Here is a 17,709-nt window from a genome sequence, read left to right as displayed (position 1 = left end):
ACCGGTGGCCGGGGGCGGGGCGTCAGGCCCACTCCCGGCCACCGGTGTGTGTGGCGGCGGTAGTGTCGGGCGGGTGAGCTCGACCTCTGACATCCGCGTCCTGACCATCGGCACCAGCATGATCACGGGGATGTTCGCCGACGCCGTGCGGGACACCGACGGCATCCGCATCGAGGCCGTCTTCTCGCGCGATCTCGCCAAGGCGCGCTCCTACGCCGCGGGGATCGGCGCTCCCCTGGCGGGCGACGACCTCGACGCGTTGCTCTCGCGCGTCGACATCGACGCGGTGTACGTCGGCAGCCCCAACTCCGCCCACGCGGCGCAGGTGCGCGCCGCGATCACGGCCGGAAAACACGTGTTCGTCGAGAAGCCGGCGGTCCTCGCGGCCGCCGAATGGGACGAATTGGTGGATGCCGCATCCGCAGCCGACGTACTGCTGTTCGAGGGGATGCGCACCGAGTACGATCCGGGCACCGCGCTCGTCAGATCGCTCTTGCCCGAGATCGGGGTGCTGCGCTCGGCGACCCTGCGTTACCAGTCGCGATCGTCACGCTACGACAAGGTGCTCGCCGGCGAGTACGTGAACATGTTCGCGCCCGAGATGGGCGGCGGTGCAGTGAACGACCTCGGCGTTTACGTGATCCGCGCCGCGCTCACCCTCTTCGGTGAGCCCGAGACGGTCAGCGCGACCCTCCTCCCGGTGCGCTCCGGTGTCGAGGGGGCCGGTCACATCGTGCTCGGCTACGACGGGTCCTACGTCGCCCTCGACTTTTCGAAGATCACCACCTCACGGCTGCCGAGCGAGCTCCAAGGCGAGGACGGCACGCTCACGATCGACCACATCGCGAGCGCCCGCCGCGTGACCCTCACCCGCCGAAACGGAGAGGTCAGCGAGCACCACCTCGACCTGCCCCAGCACAGTCTGCTCGGCGAGGTCGCGCGCTTCGTCGAGCTCATCTCGACCGACGCAGATCCCACGCGCGACCAGGCACTGACGGGTGCGGTGCTGCGCATCATCGAGTCCTGCCGCTCGAGCGTCACTTCCGCATAGTCGCGGTGCGGTCGCACCGTACGCAGGCGACACTCCAGCGGTGGGGCGCTGTGCGAACAGCGGCCGACACACAACGGGTCAGCTCGCCTCGATGACGCCCATCATGCCGAGATCCTCATGGTCGAGGATGTGGCAGTGGTAGAGGGTCTTCCCGGGAAATCGGTCGAAGAAGAGCCGCACCACGACCTCTGAGTTCGGGGCGACGTTGACGACGTCGCGAACATCCATGCCTCTCGTGGCGACCCCGCCGACCGATTGGACTTGCATCGGCCAGATGTGCAGATGGAAGGGATGATCCATCGGCGAGACGTTGCGGATCGTCCACTCTTCAACAGCGCCCAGCGCGACCGACTGATCGATGCGGTCGGGATCGAACTCCGCACCGTCGATGAGGAACTGCATCCCGGCGCCACCGCCCATGCCCATGCTCATCGTGAGGGTGCGCGATCCGTCGAGGGTCGCGCTTCGAAGGTCCGGCGGGTTGGTCGTGGTCGAGGGCAGGACCGACGGCGCGGGCGCGGCAGAGTCGGGTGTCAGGGTGAGCACGAGTGTCTCGGGCGAGAGCGTGGACGCGCCGCCCATCATGCCGCCGCCCATGCCTCCCTGCGCACGTTCGTAGGCAGCGGTGGTGACGGATGCCGAGGAGTCGGGCATGGTGAGGACGACGTCGGCACGATTCCCGGGGACGAGGAACAGAGTCGTCACCGCCTCGTCGACGTGGCCGGTGTCGATGCCCAGCAGCCGCGCGTAGAGACCGGCGAGCTGCAGGTCGAGGTATCTGCTCGCGCACGCATTCACGATGACCAGCCGCTGTTCCGAACCGGTCGGCGCGCGCAGCTCGGGCCGGGGCTGACCGTTGACCAGCAGCACGTCACCCGTTCGACCGACGCGCCGCTCGGCATTGGTGACCTCGGCGACCGCGCCGCCCGAGAAGGTCACGTCGGAGACGACGGCGACTCGGGGCGCAGCATCCGTCCAATCATCCTCGTCGACGAGGATCGCCCCGTAGAGGCCGCCGAAAAGCTGATCGGCGACCATCCCGTGATGGTGGGGGTGATACCAGCACACGCCGGCGGGGTGGTCATCGGGCAGCACGATCTCGTAGTCGAAGCTCTCACCCGGCTCGATGTGCACGAAGGGGTTGTCGCTGTTGCCGGACGCCGAGACGAGCAGTCCGTGGGTGTGGAGGTTCGTCGCCTCCCCCAACCCGTTGTGCAGGTGCACCAGCAGGCGATCGCCGGGATGCAGGTGCAGGGTGGGGCCGGGGACCGTGCCGTTGAACGTGAGCATGCGCTGGGTCGCACCGCCGACGACGACCTCGGACTCGGCGACGTCCAGATCGATCTCAAGGATGCCGCCCGCGGAGGTCAGGACGGCCGGTTCGACCCAGGCGACAGCCGCATCGCCAGACGATGAGCGAGCCACGGTGGGGTCCGGCTGTGGGGTGCTCGTCGCGCCGGAATCCTGGCTCCCACCGAGGCCACTGGTGGCCAGCCCCGCACCGACGATGACAACGACGCCCGCACCGACACCACCGATCGTCAGCGCCTGTCGGCGGGTGATTCCTTCGCCCATGCGACGCTCCCTCCCGCGCGGAATACCCACTGGGGTATGAGGTGATGACGATCCTACGCCGCACTCGCCACCCTGTCACGGAATACCCTCAGGGGGTATCCTGTTCCACGCGAGGACGACAACCTGACCGCAGGAGCGACACCATGTCCGACCAGCGCCACGATCACGCGATGATGCACGGCCACCACGACGAGCACCCCGACCACGCGGCCATGGGCAACGGACACACGAGCCATGGCGATCACGCCGGTCACGGCGACCACGTCGGCCGGTTCCGCCGCCTGTTCTGGATCAACCTGATCCTCGCCGTTCCGGTCGTGGGCTTCTCCCCCATGTTCGCCATGCTGATCGGATACAGCGTTCCGTCGTGGGCGCTGCTCATCGGCCCCGTGATCGGCACCGTGATGTACCTCTGGGGCGGCTGGCCGTTCCTGACCGGTGCTGTGGACGAGCTGCGCTCCCGCCGACCCGGAATGATGCTGCTCATCGGGCTGGCGATCACGGTCGCCTTCTTCGCCTCGTGGGGGGCGACCCTCGGCATCCTGCATCACGAACTCGAGTTCTGGTGGGAGCTCGCGCTGCTGATCGTCATCATGCTGCTCGGCCACTGGATCGAGATGCGTTCACTCGCGCAGACCACCTCAGCCCTGGACTCGCTGGCAGCGCTCCTCCCCGACGAGGCGGAGCGCGTCGACGGCGATCAGGTCCTGAAGGTCTCCCCCGCGGAGCTTCGCGTCGGTGACGTCGTGATCGTACGCCCGGGCGGCAGCGTTCCCGCAGACGGGCGCATCATCGACGGGCGCGCCGACATGGACGAGTCGATGGTGACGGGCGAATCCCGCCCCACGACCCGCGCGACAGGCGACAGCGTCACCGCCGGCACGGTCGCGACCGACTCCGGCCTGCGGATCGAGATCACTGCGACCGGCGATGACACGATGCTCGCCGGCATCCGGCGTCTGGTGACCGACGCGCAGAACTCGTCCTCGCGCGCCCAACGGCTGGCCGACCGTGCCGCGGCATGGCTGTTCTGGTTCGCGCTGGGCGCCGCGGTCATCACGGCGGTCGTCTGGACGATGCTCGGGGATGCCGACACCGCCGTCATCCGCACGATCACCGTCCTCGTGATCGCGTGCCCCCACGCGCTGGGGCTGGCCATTCCCCTGGTCGTTTCGATCGCGACCGAGCGGGCAGCCCGCGGCGGCGTGCTGGTGAAGGACCGCCTGGCGCTGGAGAGCATGCGCACCGTGGACGCCGTGCTGTTCGACAAGACCGGCACCCTCACCAAGGGCGAGCCGGCGGTGACCGGTGTCGCCTCCATCGGCGGTGTGTCGGACGACGAGGTTCTCACGCTGGCCGCTGCAGCGGAGGCCGACAGCGAGCATCCATTGGCCCTCGCCATCGTTCGCGCAGCGACGGATGCCGGACGTGAGGTCCCCACGGGGACGGGGTTCACCTCGGCACCCGCCGTCGGCGTGACGGCGACGATCAGCGGCGCAGAGGTCCGCGTCGGTGGGCCACGCCTGCTCGAACAGCTCGAGGCGCGCGGCCTGGATGCCGCATCCGGCTGGCACGATGACGGTGCGACGGTGCTGCACGTCGTCCGTGCCGGGGAGGTCATCGGTGCGCTCGCGCTGGCGGACGAGGTCCGGCCGGAATCCCACGCGGCGGTCGATGCCCTGCACGCTCTGGGTGTCGAGGTCGTCATGATCACCGGGGATGCCGAACCCGTCGCGCGCGCCGTGGCCGCCGAGCTCGGGATCGACCGCGTCTACGCCGGGGTGCGCCCGAAGGACAAGTCCGACAAGGTCAGGGAGCTTCAGAGCGAGGGCAAGAAGGTCGCAATGGCCGGCGACGGCGTGAACGACGCGCCCGCGCTCGCCCAGGCCGATGTCGGCATCGCGATCGGCGCCGGCACGGATGTCGCGATCGCCTCGGCCGGGGTGATCCTCGCCACCTCCGACCCGCGTTCGGTGCTCTCGGTCATCGATCTCTCCCGCGCGGCGTATCGCAAAATGCAGCAGAACCTGTGGTGGGCGGCGGGCTACAACCTCATCTCGGTGCCGCTTGCCGCAGGCATCCTGGCGCCCATCGGGTTCGTGCTGCCGATGTCGGTCGGCGCGATCCTGATGTCGGCGTCCACTGTCGTGGTCGCGCTCAACGCGCAGTTGCTGCGGCGTCAGGACCTGGCACCCGAAGCAATCGTGGCTCGCATCTTCGAGCGATGAATGGAGTGCAACTCGGCTGAGGGAGGTGCAACTCGGCTGAGGGAAGTGCAACTCGGCTGAGGGAAGTGCAACTCGGCGCGGGGAGGTGCAACTCGGCGAGTTGGGGGTGGGCGTCATACGGCGACTCACAGAGGGGGACTCGGGCGTGGGCGGGCTAGCATGAACGGTCGGCCGACCGTCGAGCAGGAGGTTCAGATGCCCGAGCGGACACCGCCGGTCCACTTCGCGCCCGCTGCCCGAGTGGATGCGCTGCCCCTGAACTTCTGGGATGCCATCGACCGCGAGGTCGCACGCCTGTCGGCAGAGCCCGGCCCGCGCATGATCGATGTCTCCAAGGGGAGCCCGGATCTGCCGACCCCGCCGCACATCGTCCAGGCGATGCAGCGCGCCGTGGCGAACCCCAGCCACCACCGGTACAACGCGTTCACCGGCTACGCCCCGCTGCGCGAGGCGATCGCGATGCGCTACCGCGAAGACCACGGCGTCGACCTCGACCCCGACTCCCAGGTCGTCACCTTCAGCGGATCGCACGAAGCCCTCATGGCGGCGATCATCGCACTGGCCGATCCCGGATCGACCGTGGTCCTTCCCGACCCCGGCTACCCGATGTACTTCTCGGGAGTGGACCTTGCCGGAGCGACGATCGCGACCCTTCCGCTCGTCGAGCCTGGCTACGCCCCCGACTTCGACGCGCTGCGCGACCTCGACGAGGCGCGCGTGTTGATGCTGAACTACCCCAACAACCCCACCGGCGCGGTCGCCACCCGTCAAATCTTCGAGGATGCCCTCACCTTCTCCCGCCGGGTCGGCGCCGCGTTCATCCACGACTTCGCCTACTCGGCGCTGGGCGCGGGCGGCTCTCGACCGCTGTCGGCACTCTCGGTGGATCGGGATACCGAGCGCACGGTCGAGCTGCAGACGGTGTCGAAGACCTACAGCATGGCCGGGTGGCGGGTCGGCTACGCCGCCGGAAACCCCTCGATCATCGACGCGATGCGCCGCTACCAGGCCCACGCGTACAGCCTCATCTTCGGCGCCACCCAGGAGGCCGCCGCCGCCGCCCTCACCGGCGACCAGTCGGTGGTCGACGAGATCGTCGCGGTGTACGAGCGGCGTCGCACCATCGTCGTCGACGGGCTCCGCGCGATCGGCTGGGATGTCATCGACTCGGTCGGCACCTTCTTCGTGTGGGTGCGGATCTCCGGCGATGCCGTCGAGTTCGCGCGCATCCTGCGCGAAGAAGCCCGCGTCGCGGTCGGTCCCGGCGACGGGTTCGGCTCGCGCGGACGCGGTCACATCCGCCTCGGACTGACCCTGGACGACGACACTCTGCGCGAGATGATCGACCGTCTGGCGCAGATCACGCTTCCGACCGTGAGCATCAGATGACCGACCGCAGCGCCCACTCGCGATCCGCCACCCTCGAGGACTCCGTCGTCTGGGACGGCGAGACCGTCCGCATCCTCGATCGCCGTGTGTTCCCCTCGCGGGTCGAGTGGGTCGTCGCGCACTCGCCGCAGGAGGTGGCGAGCGCCATCCGCGACATGGTGACGCAGAGCTCGGGACCGCTCTACGCCGCGTGCGCCGGGATGTCGCTGGCCGCGTTCCAGGCCCGGGACGAGGATCTTCCCGTCGCCCGTGCACGCCTCGCCGCAGCCGGGGACGCCCTCGCCCACGCGCGTCCCACGAACAAGCATCCGAAGGATGCCGTGGAGGCCGTGCTGCGCCGCACAGAGGCGGCGACATCCACCCCAGAACTCGTGGAACTCGCGATCGACGAGGCCCGCCGCTTCGAGGCCGACTACCGCGACGCGGGGCTGCGCCTCGGCCGAGCCGCCGTCGGCCTCCTCCCCCGGCGCGCGACGATCCTCACCCACTGCTGGGCCGAGGCGTACCTCTTCGGCGTGGTCCGGGCCGCGGAGGAGGCCGGCACCGAACTGACATGGGTCGCCACCGAGACCCGGCCCTACCTGCAGGGCGCCAGACTCACCGCCCATTCGCTGCGAGAGCTCGACAACGATGTGACCCTCATCACCGACGGGATGGCCGCCGCCGCACTGTCCTCTCCCCGCGGGGCAGGGTCGGGCGCGATCGACGCCGCCCTCACCGCGGCCGACCGGGTCGCCATGGACGGGTCCGTGATCAACAAAGTCGGGACCCTCGGCATCGCCGCCGCCGCCCACGCCTTCGACATCCCGTTCATCGGGCTCGTCGAAGCACCCGACCCAGAAGCCCCCACCGGCGCGGATGTCGTCATCGAGGACCGCGATCCACGCGAGGTGCTCGAAGTACTCGGGAACCGCACCGCGAGTGAGCTCGTCACCGACGCCTGGTATCCCGCCTTCGACTGCGCACCGCCGCGGCTGGTGTCGTGGATCGCCACCTCGCGCGGCGCGTTCCGGCCCGACCGGATGGCCGACTACTTCACGACCGACCCCGAGGCGATGGCCGCGCCGCCGCTCTCCCCCGACACCGTGCTGGGAGCCGATCAATGACCGCTGTGATCTCCGCCGATGCCGTCGTGGTGGACCTGGAGGGCACCACGAGTGCCGCCGGGTTCATCCTCGGCGACCTCTATGACCACGCCCGTCCACGACTGGACGAGGTGCTCGCGCGTGCTGACACACACCCCACGGTGGCGCAGGCCCGCGCGCAGGCGATCGCCGAGACGGGCCTCGCCCCGGACGCCACCGACGCCGAGGTCGCCGAGGCGCTTCGGGGGCTCATGGCCACCGACGTGAAGTCGACGCCGCTGAAGACGCTGCAGGGCATCATCTGGGCGGAGGGTTTCGCACGCGGCGAGATCCACTCGCACTTCTTCGATGACGTCCCGCCGCAGCTGCGCGCGTGGCGCGAGAGCGGCATCCGGCTCGCGGTCTACTCGTCGGGGTCGGTGGCCTCACAGCAACCGTGGTTCCGGCACGCACCCCAGGGCGATCTCAGCCCGCTGATCGAAGCATGGTTCGACACCGTCAACGCCGGCCCCAAGAAGCACGCCGAGTCGTACGCGAAGATCGCCGCCGCGCTCGACCTGGCGCCGGGCCGCATCCTGTTCCTCACCGACCACCCGGAGGAAGTGGCGGCCGCCCTCGACGCCGGGTGGCAGGTCATCGCCCTGGACCGTGCCGGAGAGCCGTGGGAAGGCGCGGCGTTCGCCGCGGCATCCGTGCACGACTTCGCCGAGATCGAGGTGACCCGGTGAGCATCATCGACGCGGACGTGCTGCACGCTGCCGGCGCGGCGCTGGCCGACGAGGCGCGTCGCTTCTCGGGTTTCGGCTGGATGCGCGGCACCTCCGGCAACCTGTCGCTGGTCGTGGACCGCGACCCGCTCCTCTTGGCCGTGACGGCCTCGGGCCTCGACAAGTCGGAGTTGACCCCCGCGGATGTCGTGCTCGTGGACGCCCACGGAGCGGCCGCCGATTCCTCCGACCCCCGTCGGCCGTCGGCCGAGTCGGGCCTCCACGCCCACATCGCCGCCCGCACCGGAGCAAACGCGGTCTACCACGTGCACGCGATGGATGCCGTCATCGCCGGCCACCGCTGGCCGGGCGGCGTCGAGCTGCGCGACCTCGAGATGCTCAAGGGGATCGGGCACCTGGCCCACGACGAGACCGTCGTCATCCCCGTCATCCAGAACCACCAGGAAATGGCGGTCGAGGCCGGGCGCTTCGACGAGGTCTACCTGCCCGCCACCGCCGAGGTGCCGGAGGTCCCCGCCATGATCGTCGCCGGGCACGGCATGTACGCCTGGGGCACGGACCGCCTGCAGGCGCGCCACCACCTCGAGATCGTGGAGTGGCTACTGCGGTTCACCGTCGCCACCGCCTGACGGCCCGTACGATTTTCAGACGAACGGGACGGCGGCGGTGACCGCGACGAGTTGGTGCACGTCCGTCGTCGCGAGCCGCGCAACCCCGAGGGCGCGGGCCGTGCGCAGCACCCAGCGGGCCGCGAGCGCGCGCTCAGGCTCGGGCAGGGTCTGGATGTCGGATACCTTCGAGAACCCGACGATGCGACGCACCGCCTTGGCCGCAGCGTAGATCGCCGCATCCGAGCGGATGCGCTCGAGGGTGGCGTCCAGGATCGCGTCGCCGAACACGCGCGCATCGACCCGCTCGTGCCAGTGGGAGCGGAACTCGGCCTCGAAAGCGTCGATCAGCTCGACCGGCAGCTGCAGCAGGAGGTCGGCGTCGGCATCCCGCCCCTGCACGCGCGCGCGAGCCGATGCAAGGATGAGGTTCGCCCAGACCGCGCCGAGATCGAAGCCCGTCGGGCCGTAGGTGCCGAATTCGGAATCGAACGCGCGCACCGATCCACCGGCACCGTCAGCATCGGCGCGGACGAACACGGATCCCGTGTGCAGATCGCCGTGGATGAGGCTCTGGGTGTCTTCCTGGAAGCGGAGCTTGGCCAGGGCGATCTCGTGGACGAACGCACGGTCCGCGCGCAGCTCTGCGACGTCGGGGTCGTTCTCGGGAAGCCACACGTTGTGCTCGTGCTCCACGTACGGCTCGGTGAAGACGAGGTCCTCGGTGATCTCGCTCAGCTCAGGGTTGGTACCGGCGGCGACCAGGCGGCGACGCTCGGGGCCCGGGGTGCCGAATACGCTCGTCGCGAAGGCGGTGGCGCCGACGTATCGCCCCAGCTCGGCGGCGGCGTACGGGTGAAGGCGACCTTCGTTGAGTTCGGTGCGCCAGACGGCGTGGTCGCTGAGGTCCTCGATCGTCAGGACGATCTCGTCGTCGTCGAAGCCGTACATCGCGGGAACATGCCCGGGATCGATCCGCTCATGCTGACCGAGGACGAACGCCTCGCGGCGGGTGCGGGACCGGGTCATGGGCCACGACGGGTCGACGCGCACATGCGGCAACGATTGCTTGACGACCACGCCGTTTCCTGCGGCGTCGGTCACGATGAACACCAGGTTCAGGTTGCCGTCGCCGACCTCGCGCACGTCGGCGATCGCGGCGGGGTCGACCGGGCCGGCAAGCTCGGGGTGGGTCTGCAGAAATGCAGGGACGGAGTCGACGCTCAGCTGCGCGGGTGCGGTGCCAGTGGATGCGGTGGTCATGATGCGGTGGTGCTCCCGGCGACGATCGTGGTGGCGCGGCGACGGAACGTGAAGCTGAACAGCAGTGCGATCAGCAGCACGAGGCCCTTGCCGAAGTCCTGGTAGTAGTACGGCAGACCCGCCATCGAGAAGCCCGTGACCATGACCGCGATGAGCACGGCTCCAAGAGCCGTGCCCCACGCGTTCGGTCGGCCGATGCCGAGCACCGAGACCCCCACGAGCGCGACAGCGACCGAGTCCAGCAGCAGGGAGTTCCCCGCCGAGACGTCCCCCTGTCCGATGCGCGCCGCCAGCAGCAGTCCCGCGATCGAGGCGAGGATGCCGCATCCGATGTACGCGGCAGCGCGGTAGGCCCGCACCTTCACACCGGCCAGGCGCGCGGCCTTCGCATTGGAGCCCACCGCCGCGAGCCCACGACCCCAGCGGGTGCGCTCGAGGATGAACCAGACGAGCACCGTCAGGACGAAGAAGAGGATCACCGGGACCGAGACCGGACCGATCGCACCGCGATCGAACCAGAGGAAGTCCTCGGTGAAGCGGCCCGGTGCCGTGGATCCGTCCGGCAGCATCATCTGCGACGAGATCGACTTGCCGTCCACGATGATCAGTTTCAGCCCCACGACGATGAACATCGTCGTCAACGTCGCCAGCAAGTCGGGGATCTTCGCGAACACGACGAGGGCCGCGTTGACGGCTCCGATGAGCGCACCGGAGACGAGTACAACGGTCACCGACACGGCGCCGACCTGACCGGCCACGACCAGGGTCCAGGCCGCGATCGAGACCGCGAAACCGGCGTTGGCGCCCACCGAGAGGTCGAGTCCGCCGACCGTCATCGCAAGTGTCACCCCGAGCCCCGCGATCCCCACCGGGGCGATGTACTTCAACATGCCGAACGCGTTGTCGATCGTGCGGAAATTGGGCTCGGTGATGACGAAGTAGAGGATCATCGCGACGGTGACGGCGACGAAGCCCCACTTGGCGACGCCGCGGGCGACGCTTTCGCCCAGGCCGGCGCGGCCTGCGACGACAGCCTGGCTGTTCATGCGGACTCCTTCTGGTGGTGCGGATCGTCCAGGAGCGCGGCGACGATCTCGTCGCGCGGGCGGGTGCCGGCGGGGATGTCGAGGGCGATGCTCCCCTGGACCAGGACGATGATGCGGTCGGCGACCTCGAGGATCTCATCGACGTCGCTGGAGAGGACGACCACGGCGCGACCGGCGCGCGCCTGGTCTCGGGCCGCATCGCCGATGGTGCGCCGCGCGCCGATGTCGACGCCACGGAAGGGCTCGTCCAGCAGCGCGAGGCGCGGGCCGGTGCGCAGCCACCGGCCGACGATGACCTTCTGCTGGTTGCCGCCCGACAAATCATCGACCGGCGTCTGCGCCGAGGTCGCGACGACGCCGAAGCGGTCGATGACATCCTCGCCGAGCGCGTTCTCCCGACGCGTGCGGACGATCCCGAGCCGGTCGGTGATCTCGGCGAGCACGGGGAGTCCCACGGTCTGGGAGATCGACCACCCGGGCTGGATGCCGTCGCGCTGCCGGTCCTCGGGCACGAGGACGACCCCCTGCGCGATGGCGGCGGCGGGTGTCCCGGGGGCGAAGATCTCACCGTCGAGCGTCATCTTCGTGCCGGCGGGGTGTCGCTGTCCCGCGATGGTCTCGGCGAGCTCTGTCTTGCCTGCTCCGAGCAGGCCCAGGATGCCGGTGACCTGTCCCGCGTGGACGCGCAGCGACAGGGGGGCGGCCGAAGGGACGACCGCGGCGTCGCGAAGCTCGAGCACGACCGGCCCCGCAGCGAGAGGCTCCGTGACGTGCTGCTGGAGTTCGGTGGGGACCCCGAGCATGGCCTCCAGCGCCGCGTGCCAGTCGAAGGGACGCGGCACGTCGAGGGCGACCGCGCCGTCGCGCAGCACGACGATGCGGTCGGCGAGACGCTCGATCTCGCCGAAGCGGTGGCTGACGAACACGATCGACAGCCCCGCGGCGCGCAGGTCTCGGATGACCTCGAACAATCGATCGGCTTCGGCGGCGGTCAGCGCAGAGGTCGGCTCGTCGAGGATCAGCACCTTCGGCGTCGAGCGCAGGGCGCGGGCGAGGATCAGCAGCTGGGCATCGGATGTTCCGAGCCTTGCGGCATCCGCGGTCAGCACCTCGTCGCTCCACTCCAGCCCGAGTCGAGCCAGGGCCCGTCGCGCCTCGCGCAGGGAGGAGGATCGGCGGACAAGGCGGTGCCCGCCGGAGGCGAGATCCGTGAGCAGGACGTTGTCTGCCACCGACAGCCCCGGCACGATGCCGTCCGCGATGCGCTGATGCACGGTCTCGATGCCGTGCCTGCGGGCGACCGCGGGGGAAGAGAGGTGGCGCACCACCCCGGCGAGAGCGATCTGCCCGGTGTAGTGGGGGTTCGCCCCCGACATCGCGCCGATCAGCGTCGACTTTCCGGCGCCGTTGGTGCCCAGCAGCGCGGTGATGCTACCGGCCGCGAGGCCGAGGGAGACATCCTCCAGCACCCGGTTGGTGCCGAAACGCACGCCGACGCCGCTGAGACGGACGACCTCGTGGTCGCCCGTCTCAGCGGCGTGATGCGTGTCGTTCGTCACTGTGAAACGGCGGGCAGCCAGTCTGCGGTGAGGAAGTCGTTCAGCAGCAGGCCCGGCTCGGCGTCGCGGAGCGCCGCGACGTTGCTGATGCCGTTGTCGAGCAGGAACTGCTGCGTGACGGTGACCGCCGGGAACTGCACCTCGGTCTCTTCGATCTCGCCGGCCAGCGACAGGGCGAGGGCGCGCACGACCGCGGCACCCACGGCGGCGGGGTCGGTCGCGCTGGTGGCCACCCACGGGCTGCCGCCAGCGGTCATGACCTCAATGTCGGCATTGGAGATGTCGATGCCGTACACCTTGACCGAGTCCTGCAGATTGTTCTGGATGACGGCCTGGACAGCACCCTTGGTTAGTTCGTCGTAGGGCGCGAAGATCGCCTGCACGTCCGGGTGCTGCTTGAGCGCGGCATCCACGAGCGGGATGTTGTCGGTCGCGGTGGACTCGGTGACCTCGCCGGTGAAGAAGAGCTCGTCGAGGTCGTACTCGGCGACGTACTCGTCCCAGACCGCCTGGCGACGATCCAGCGGCGCGAAGCCCTCGGCGTTGACCAGGCCCACCTTTGCACCCTCGCCCACATCGGCGATGAGCTGGTCGAGCACGCCCTCGGCCATCGAGGCATCCGACTGGGAGGTGATGATCACGCCGTCGGTGTTCTCCAGCGCCAGATCGTACACGATGACAGGGATCCCGGCGTCGACGGCGTCACGGATGCGCGGCTCCAGGGTGTCGGTCTGGCCGTGGTCGATGATGATCGCGTCGGGGCTCGAGGCGATGGCCTGCTCGAGGTCGGAGGCCTGCTTCGCGTTGTCGTTGCGGGCATCGGTGACGGTCAGCTCGATGTTGATCGCCTCGGCCTGAGCCTTCGCACCCGCCGTCCACGCGGTGAAGAAGTCACCGGCACCGGACTGCTGCACAAGGGCTACCTGGACGGGGTCACCGTCGAAGGGGGCGGGAAGATTCTCAGCGACCGGTGCGGTCGTGGCCTCATCGGTGGTCGACGTCTGCTGCGAGCAGCCCGCCAGTAGAAGCGACGCGGCGACGGTCGCGGCGACAGCGCCGGCGACGCCACGGGGCGTGATGCGAAGGGTCATGGTGGGTCCGTTTCTCGGTGCGGGAAGCGCTGCGGAGCTCGTCGTGCTGTGTCGAGGCATCCGGCGCGGCTCCCGCAGTCAAGCGCCGAGAGGCCGGAGGAGCCAAAACGCGGTTGCGGAATGTTACGCGGGAGGGCGCAATATGACACCCGAACGTGCGGTCGGCGAGCAGCCTGACCACAATCGACAGTGTGCTCGCGCGCAGAACCGCGCACTATGGCACGCCAGCCCACGATCACGCGCACGAGGAGATCAGAATGACGCTGCTGACCATTTGGAACGAGAGCGACCCGACGACCCCGATCGTCGAGACGACTGACCGTGCGGAGATCCTGGCGGAGCTCACGAAGCTCGGCGCCCGCTTCTCGGAGTGGGAGGTGCAGGAGATCCCCGAGGGTGCGAGCCTGGACGAGGTCCTCGCCCTCTACGCCGACGAGGTCGAGAACGTCAAGCAGACCGAGGGCTACACCCTGGTCGACATCGTGGGCCTGTCCCCCGCGCAGGAGAACTACGACGAGGTCAAGGTCGCCTCGCGCCAGAAGTTCCTCTCGGAGCACAAGCACGACGACGACGAGGATCGGTTCTTCGCGAAGGGTGCGGGCGTGTTCTACCTGCACGTGAACGGCAAGGTGCACGCCCTGTACTGCGAGCCCGGCGACCTGGTGTCGGTGCCGGCGAACACGACCCACTGGTTCGACATGGGCACCTCGCCCGAGTTCACCTCGATCCGCTTCTTCCACGACGACGACGGCTGGGTCGGCCACTTCACCGGCAACCCGATCGCCGAGTCGTTCGCGACCTTCGACCAGCTGCACGCCCGCCGCGCCGAGCTCGCCGCGGTCTGACATCCATGCAGAAGCGCCCGTCCTCCCACAGGGGACGGGTGCTTCTGTGTTGACCGCGCCGGCAGTCTCGGGACTCCTCCGCGCGAGCCACCTCGCGGGGGTAGGAGAAATCGCCGGCGTAGGATGGATGCCCGGCGTGTCGTCCTGTCGCGGCGATTTGTCCTACGCTCGCGAGGTGGATGCCGCGCTCGGCGTCAGCGGTTGTCGCCGCCGCGGTCGGGCAGGTAGGGCTCGATGGCCGCGGCGAGCTTGTCGGGGGTCATCGACTGCAGCCAGATGTGACCGGGGCCGTGGATCTCGGCCAGGAACAGCGAGTCGCCGAAGAACTTGTTCTTGATGCCCTTCACCGTCGCGAACTCCAGCGGCATCTCGGCGCGGAACATCGCGAGGTGACCCGGGTGCACAAGCATCGACTGGCCGGCCTGAAGCTCGTACTCGACGAGCTCGCCCGACAGCTGCACCCACGCGGTGCCGTGACCCTGCAACTTCTGGAACACCACTCCCGCACCGCCGAAGATGCCCGCGCCGAGCTTCTTCTGCAGGCCCACCGAGATCTCGATCTCGGGGGTGCTGCACATGTACGCGCCGTTCTGGATCATGAAGCTGTCGGCCGAATCGATCGTGATCTCCCGGATCGTGCCCGGCATGCTCGCCGCGAAGGCGAGCTGGCCGCCGCCGGCGGGTGCCGTGTACTGCGTCAGGAAGAGCTGGCCGCCGCCGATCATCCGCTTGAGACCACCGAGGAATCCGCCGCCGCCCGAGCCGAGACCGGTAGAGGTGTGCATGTCGAAGCCGCGCGAGAGCCAGGACACGTCACCGCCCTGAGCGAGCACACTCTCACCCGAACTGAGAGAAAGCTCGAGAACCGGCATCGTCGTCCCGTGCACCTTGTTGTCCATGGCCGTCAGCGTAGGACGGCGGCGCACCGAGCGTCTACCAGGGACCCGTCTACGCGACGTCGCCGACATCGGCGCGCGCCTGCGCGGCCTCGATGTCCGGTACGTGCGTCTCGGCCCACTCCCGCCCACCGTTCAACGGACCCCACGGTGACCAGCCGAGCGGAGCCATCGCGTACTCGGCACCATCCGGCACGGTGTCGATTTCTGCACGCTCGATCAGGCCATCCCGTTCCAGACTCCGCAGGCTCTCGGTGAGCACCTTCGATGTGATGCCGGGAATGCTCTCGCGCAAGACCGAGAAGCGCGCGGGCCCATCCGACAGCACCGCGAGGATGAAGATCGTCCACCGCGCACCGATGCGGTGCAGCAGTCGGCTGCTCGGGCATGTTGGCGCCAGAACGTTGTACGCACGCGCCATGTCGGTTCCTCGGTTCCTTTGAAATAACCGATCCTACGAGCGAAAAATGGACCGCGGCCTCACGAACGGAGTCTCCCCATGTCCTCAGGTCTTCTCGATCAGACAGTCCTCATCATCGGCGGCGCGAAGCCCCTCGGCCTTGCCGTGGCCCGTGCCGCAGCCGCCGAGGGTGCGAAAGTCGTCATCGGCGCACGGGATGACGCACTCGCAGCCGCCGAGCCCGCGGAGCTGCCCCGAGCCCGCGCCATGCACATCGACCTCACCGACGAGTCCTCGATCGCCTTCGCCGCCGCGGAGATCGGTCACGTCGATCACGTGGTCATCACCGTATCCGCACACCACAATGTTCCCGTCGTGCAGATCGAGCGCAACAAGGCGGCCGCCGCGTTCGAGACCAAGATCATCGGGCCGCTTCTGGTGGCCAAGCACTTCGCGCCTCTCATGCCCCCCGACCGGCTCACTCGTCCTGTTCTCGGGTGTGGCAGCGTGGAATCCCTCGGCGGGAGCAACGATCATGGGCGTCACCAACGGCGCCGTCTCGTTCCTCGCCCCCACCTCGCGGTTGAACTCGCACCCCTGCGCGTCAATGCGATTTCTCCGGGAATCATCGACTCCGGCACCTGGGATGCACTGCCGGAGACCGCGCGCGACGCCCTGTTCCGCACCGGCGTCGAGGGGAGCTTGGCGGGCCGCGCCGGCACGAGAGATGACATCGCCGATGCGGTGATCTGGATGCTGTGCAGCACCTATCTGTCGGGCGAGACGATTCACCTCGAAGGCGGAGCGCGCCACTGATGACCGCCAATTCCTACGCAGTCAGCGGCGGACTGTTTCACCTCGCCTAGGCGTACTTCCCCGTGACGTTGTGAACGCGGGCTGAGGGGGCTTGGCCGCCGATGCCGGTGTGGGGTCTGTGGTGATTGTAGTGATGCAGCCAGGTCTCGTAGGCGGCGGTTCGTTCGGCTTCGCTGGCGTAGGGCTTGGCGTAGGCCCACTCGGCGGCGAGGGTGCGGTTGAATCGCTCGACTTTGCCGTTGGTCTGCGGCCGGTAGGGCTTGGTCCATTTGTGCGTCACGTTCTCGCCCAAGGCGTCCGCGAAGGCGTGTGATCGGTAGCACGCGCCGTTGTCTGTCATCACGGCGGTGACAGCCACGCCGAGGCTGGCGAAGAACGTGTTCGCGCGTGTCCAGAACCCGGCTGCGGTCTCTTTGCGTTCGTCGTCGAGGATCTCCGAGTACGCCACCCTCGAGTGGTCGTCGACGGCGTGGTGGAGGTAGCGGTAGCCGCGAGTGCTGGCCGCGCCGGCCCGCCCGACACGGTCCCTCGCGACACCGGCGCGGCGGTCTTGCGTGGATCCACGGCCGTAAACACGCCAGCCACCGCCATCGGGGATTCGGCCCTGCTTCTTGATGTCAACGTGCACGAGTCGCCCCGGCTTGTCGACTTCGTAGCGCTTCGGCTTCGACTTGCGGACCGGCAGCCCGGTGGCCTGATCGATGTTCGCGAGCTTCGGCATCCGGTACCGGGCGAGAACCCGCCCGACCGTGGAGCGGTGCAACCGGAGGTGGTACGCGATCCGGTGCGGACCCCACCGGCGAGTGAACCGCAACGAGACGATCCGGTGCTCCGTCTTCCGCGGCAAGCGGTTCGGCGACGATTCCGGCCTCGAGCTGCGATCGATCAACGGCAGCCCGGCCCGATACCTGCCCACCCATCGCTTCGCCGTCGCCGGCGAGCACTGGAACCGTTCCGCCGCGCGGCGCAGCGACCAGCTCCGATGAACGACGAGAACAGCAAGGCGACGACGCCCTTCCGGCGTCAAAGGCGCGTTAGCGTGAGACACGAAGACCTCCGTGGTCAGGATGCGAGTGTGGTAACCCACATCCTGCCCGGAGGTCTTCGCTACCCCAGCCGTTCACAACCT

Annotated in this window: 16 protein-coding genes; 8 read left to right on the top strand and 8 right to left on the bottom strand. The window is 68.9% G+C overall.

What is annotated here, in order from left to right; translation table 11 throughout:
- The first annotated feature begins 73 nt into the window (after positions 1-73).
- Positions 74-1,051 (top strand): Gfo/Idh/MocA family protein, encoded by a 978-nt coding sequence (locus ABD206_RS12960; RefSeq protein ID WP_344073259.1) that lies wholly within the window; start codon positions 74-76, stop codon positions 1,049-1,051.
- Positions 1,052-1,129: 78 nt separating this feature from the next.
- On the opposite strand, the gene ABD206_RS12955 is transcribed toward ABD206_RS12960, so the two are convergent.
- Complete coding sequence (locus tag ABD206_RS12955; RefSeq protein WP_344073256.1) at positions 1,130-2,626, bottom strand: multicopper oxidase family protein; 1,497 nt, start codon at positions 2,624-2,626, stop codon at positions 1,130-1,132.
- A gap of 143 nt (positions 2,627-2,769) precedes the next feature.
- On the opposite strand from ABD206_RS12955, the gene ABD206_RS12950 reads away from it, so the two are divergent.
- The 5 genes from ABD206_RS12950 (at position 2,770) to mtnB (ending at position 8,685) form a co-directional block, all read left to right on the top strand.
- On the top strand, positions 2,770-4,854 hold the full coding sequence (locus ABD206_RS12950) for a copper-translocating P-type ATPase (protein WP_425561197.1): 2,085 nt from the start codon (positions 2,770-2,772) through the stop codon (positions 4,852-4,854).
- Positions 4,855-5,013: 159 nt separating this feature from the next.
- Entirely contained in the window at positions 5,014-6,243 is a 1,230-nt protein-coding gene (locus ABD206_RS12945) for an aminotransferase class I/II-fold pyridoxal phosphate-dependent enzyme (RefSeq protein ID WP_344073254.1), read from the top strand.
- On the top strand, positions 6,240-7,349 hold the full coding sequence (locus ABD206_RS12940) for a translation initiation factor eIF-2B alpha/beta/delta subunit family protein (RefSeq protein ID WP_344073252.1): 1,110 nt from the start codon (positions 6,240-6,242) through the stop codon (positions 7,347-7,349). The genes ABD206_RS12945 and ABD206_RS12940 overlap by 4 nt, the downstream gene beginning before the upstream one ends.
- A complete protein-coding gene (gene mtnC / locus ABD206_RS12935; protein ID WP_344073250.1) occupies positions 7,346-8,056 on the top strand; it encodes an acireductone synthase in 711 nt (236 codons plus the stop codon). The genes ABD206_RS12940 and mtnC overlap by 4 nt, the downstream gene beginning before the upstream one ends.
- Complete coding sequence (mtnB, locus tag ABD206_RS12930) at positions 8,053-8,685, top strand: methylthioribulose 1-phosphate dehydratase (protein ID WP_344073248.1); 633 nt, start codon at positions 8,053-8,055, stop codon at positions 8,683-8,685. Before mtnC ends, mtnB begins: the two co-directional genes overlap by 4 nt.
- 15 nt (positions 8,686-8,700) lie before the next feature.
- Here the strand turns inward: mtnB and mtnK are convergent, their stop codons facing one another.
- Genes mtnK through ABD206_RS12910 form a run of 4 tightly spaced genes read right to left on the bottom strand, consistent with a single transcriptional unit; the run spans position 8,701 to position 13,623 of the window.
- Entirely contained in the window at positions 8,701-9,927 is a 1,227-nt protein-coding gene (gene mtnK / locus ABD206_RS12925) for an S-methyl-5-thioribose kinase (RefSeq protein ID WP_344073246.1), read from the bottom strand.
- Positions 9,924-10,973, bottom strand: coding sequence for an ABC transporter permease (locus ABD206_RS12920; RefSeq protein WP_344073244.1), 1,050 nt, complete (start codon positions 10,971-10,973; stop codon positions 9,924-9,926). Before ABD206_RS12920 ends, mtnK begins: the two co-directional genes overlap by 4 nt.
- A complete protein-coding gene (locus ABD206_RS12915; protein WP_344073242.1) occupies positions 10,970-12,532 on the bottom strand; it encodes a sugar ABC transporter ATP-binding protein in 1,563 nt (520 codons plus the stop codon). The genes ABD206_RS12920 and ABD206_RS12915 overlap by 4 nt, the downstream gene beginning before the upstream one ends.
- Complete coding sequence (locus ABD206_RS12910; protein ID WP_344073240.1) at positions 12,529-13,623, bottom strand: substrate-binding domain-containing protein; 1,095 nt, start codon at positions 13,621-13,623, stop codon at positions 12,529-12,531. Before ABD206_RS12910 ends, ABD206_RS12915 begins: the two co-directional genes overlap by 4 nt.
- 257 nt (positions 13,624-13,880) lie before the next feature.
- On the opposite strand from ABD206_RS12910, the gene ABD206_RS12905 reads away from it, so the two are divergent.
- On the top strand, positions 13,881-14,468 hold the full coding sequence (locus ABD206_RS12905) for a 1,2-dihydroxy-3-keto-5-methylthiopentene dioxygenase (RefSeq protein ID WP_344073238.1): 588 nt from the start codon (positions 13,881-13,883) through the stop codon (positions 14,466-14,468).
- Between the two features lie 194 nt (positions 14,469-14,662).
- Here ABD206_RS12905 and ABD206_RS12900 read toward each other — a convergent pair whose 3' ends face one another.
- Positions 14,663-15,367: a TIGR00266 family protein gene (locus ABD206_RS12900; protein WP_344073236.1), complete on the bottom strand. Its 705-nt coding sequence runs from the start codon at positions 15,365-15,367 to the stop codon at positions 14,663-14,665.
- A gap of 49 nt (positions 15,368-15,416) precedes the next feature.
- Positions 15,417-15,785, bottom strand: a complete 369-nt coding sequence (locus tag ABD206_RS12895; RefSeq protein WP_344073234.1) for a winged helix-turn-helix transcriptional regulator — start codon at positions 15,783-15,785, stop codon at positions 15,417-15,419.
- Between the two features lie 78 nt (positions 15,786-15,863).
- Here ABD206_RS12895 and ABD206_RS12890 point away from each other — a divergent pair, with 78 nt between their 5' ends.
- Positions 15,864-16,580, top strand: a complete 717-nt coding sequence (locus ABD206_RS12890; RefSeq protein ID WP_344073232.1) for an SDR family oxidoreductase — start codon at positions 15,864-15,866, stop codon at positions 16,578-16,580.
- Between the two features lie 46 nt (positions 16,581-16,626).
- On the opposite strand, the gene ABD206_RS12885 is transcribed toward ABD206_RS12890, so the two are convergent.
- Positions 16,627-17,628: an IS481 family transposase gene (locus ABD206_RS12885; RefSeq protein WP_344073230.1), complete on the bottom strand. Its 1,002-nt coding sequence runs from the start codon at positions 17,626-17,628 to the stop codon at positions 16,627-16,629.
- Positions 17,629-17,709: the final 81 nt, after the last annotated feature.

The organism is Microbacterium sediminicola (assembly GCF_039531125.1).
In the GTDB taxonomy this organism is placed as follows: domain Bacteria; phylum Actinomycetota; class Actinomycetes; order Actinomycetales; family Microbacteriaceae; genus Microbacterium; species Microbacterium sediminicola.
The sequence above is the reverse complement of the archived record's forward strand: the minus strand, read 5'-3'. Positions and strand labels throughout refer to the sequence as shown.

Bases quoted from the DNA above. Each gene is read 5' to 3' on its own strand.
- ABD206_RS12955 (WP_344073256.1), bottom strand. From the start codon at position 2,626: ATGGGCGAAGGAATCACCCGCCGACAGGCGCTGACGATCGGTGGTGTC.
- ABD206_RS12950 (WP_425561197.1), top strand. From the start codon at position 2,770: ATGTCCGACCAGCGCCACGATCACGCGATGATGCACGGCCACCACGAC.
- ABD206_RS12945 (WP_344073254.1), top strand. From the start codon at position 5,014: ATGAACGGTCGGCCGACCGTCGAGCAGGAGGTTCAGATGCCCGAGCGG.
- ABD206_RS12940 (WP_344073252.1), top strand. From the start codon at position 6,240: ATGACCGACCGCAGCGCCCACTCGCGATCCGCCACCCTCGAGGACTCC.
- mtnC (WP_344073250.1), top strand. From the start codon at position 7,346: ATGACCGCTGTGATCTCCGCCGATGCCGTCGTGGTGGACCTGGAGGGC.
- mtnK (WP_344073246.1), bottom strand. From the start codon at position 9,927: ATGACCACCGCATCCACTGGCACCGCACCCGCGCAGCTGAGCGTCGAC.
- ABD206_RS12920 (WP_344073244.1), bottom strand. From the start codon at position 10,973: ATGAACAGCCAGGCTGTCGTCGCAGGCCGCGCCGGCCTGGGCGAAAGC.
- ABD206_RS12910 (WP_344073240.1), bottom strand. From the start codon at position 13,623: ATGACCCTTCGCATCACGCCCCGTGGCGTCGCCGGCGCTGTCGCCGCG.
- ABD206_RS12905 (WP_344073238.1), top strand. From the start codon at position 13,881: ATGACGCTGCTGACCATTTGGAACGAGAGCGACCCGACGACCCCGATC.
- ABD206_RS12900 (WP_344073236.1), bottom strand. From the start codon at position 15,367: ATGGACAACAAGGTGCACGGGACGACGATGCCGGTTCTCGAGCTTTCT.
- ABD206_RS12895 (WP_344073234.1), bottom strand. From the start codon at position 15,785: ATGGCGCGTGCGTACAACGTTCTGGCGCCAACATGCCCGAGCAGCCGA.
- ABD206_RS12890 (WP_344073232.1), top strand. From the start codon at position 15,864: ATGTCCTCAGGTCTTCTCGATCAGACAGTCCTCATCATCGGCGGCGCG.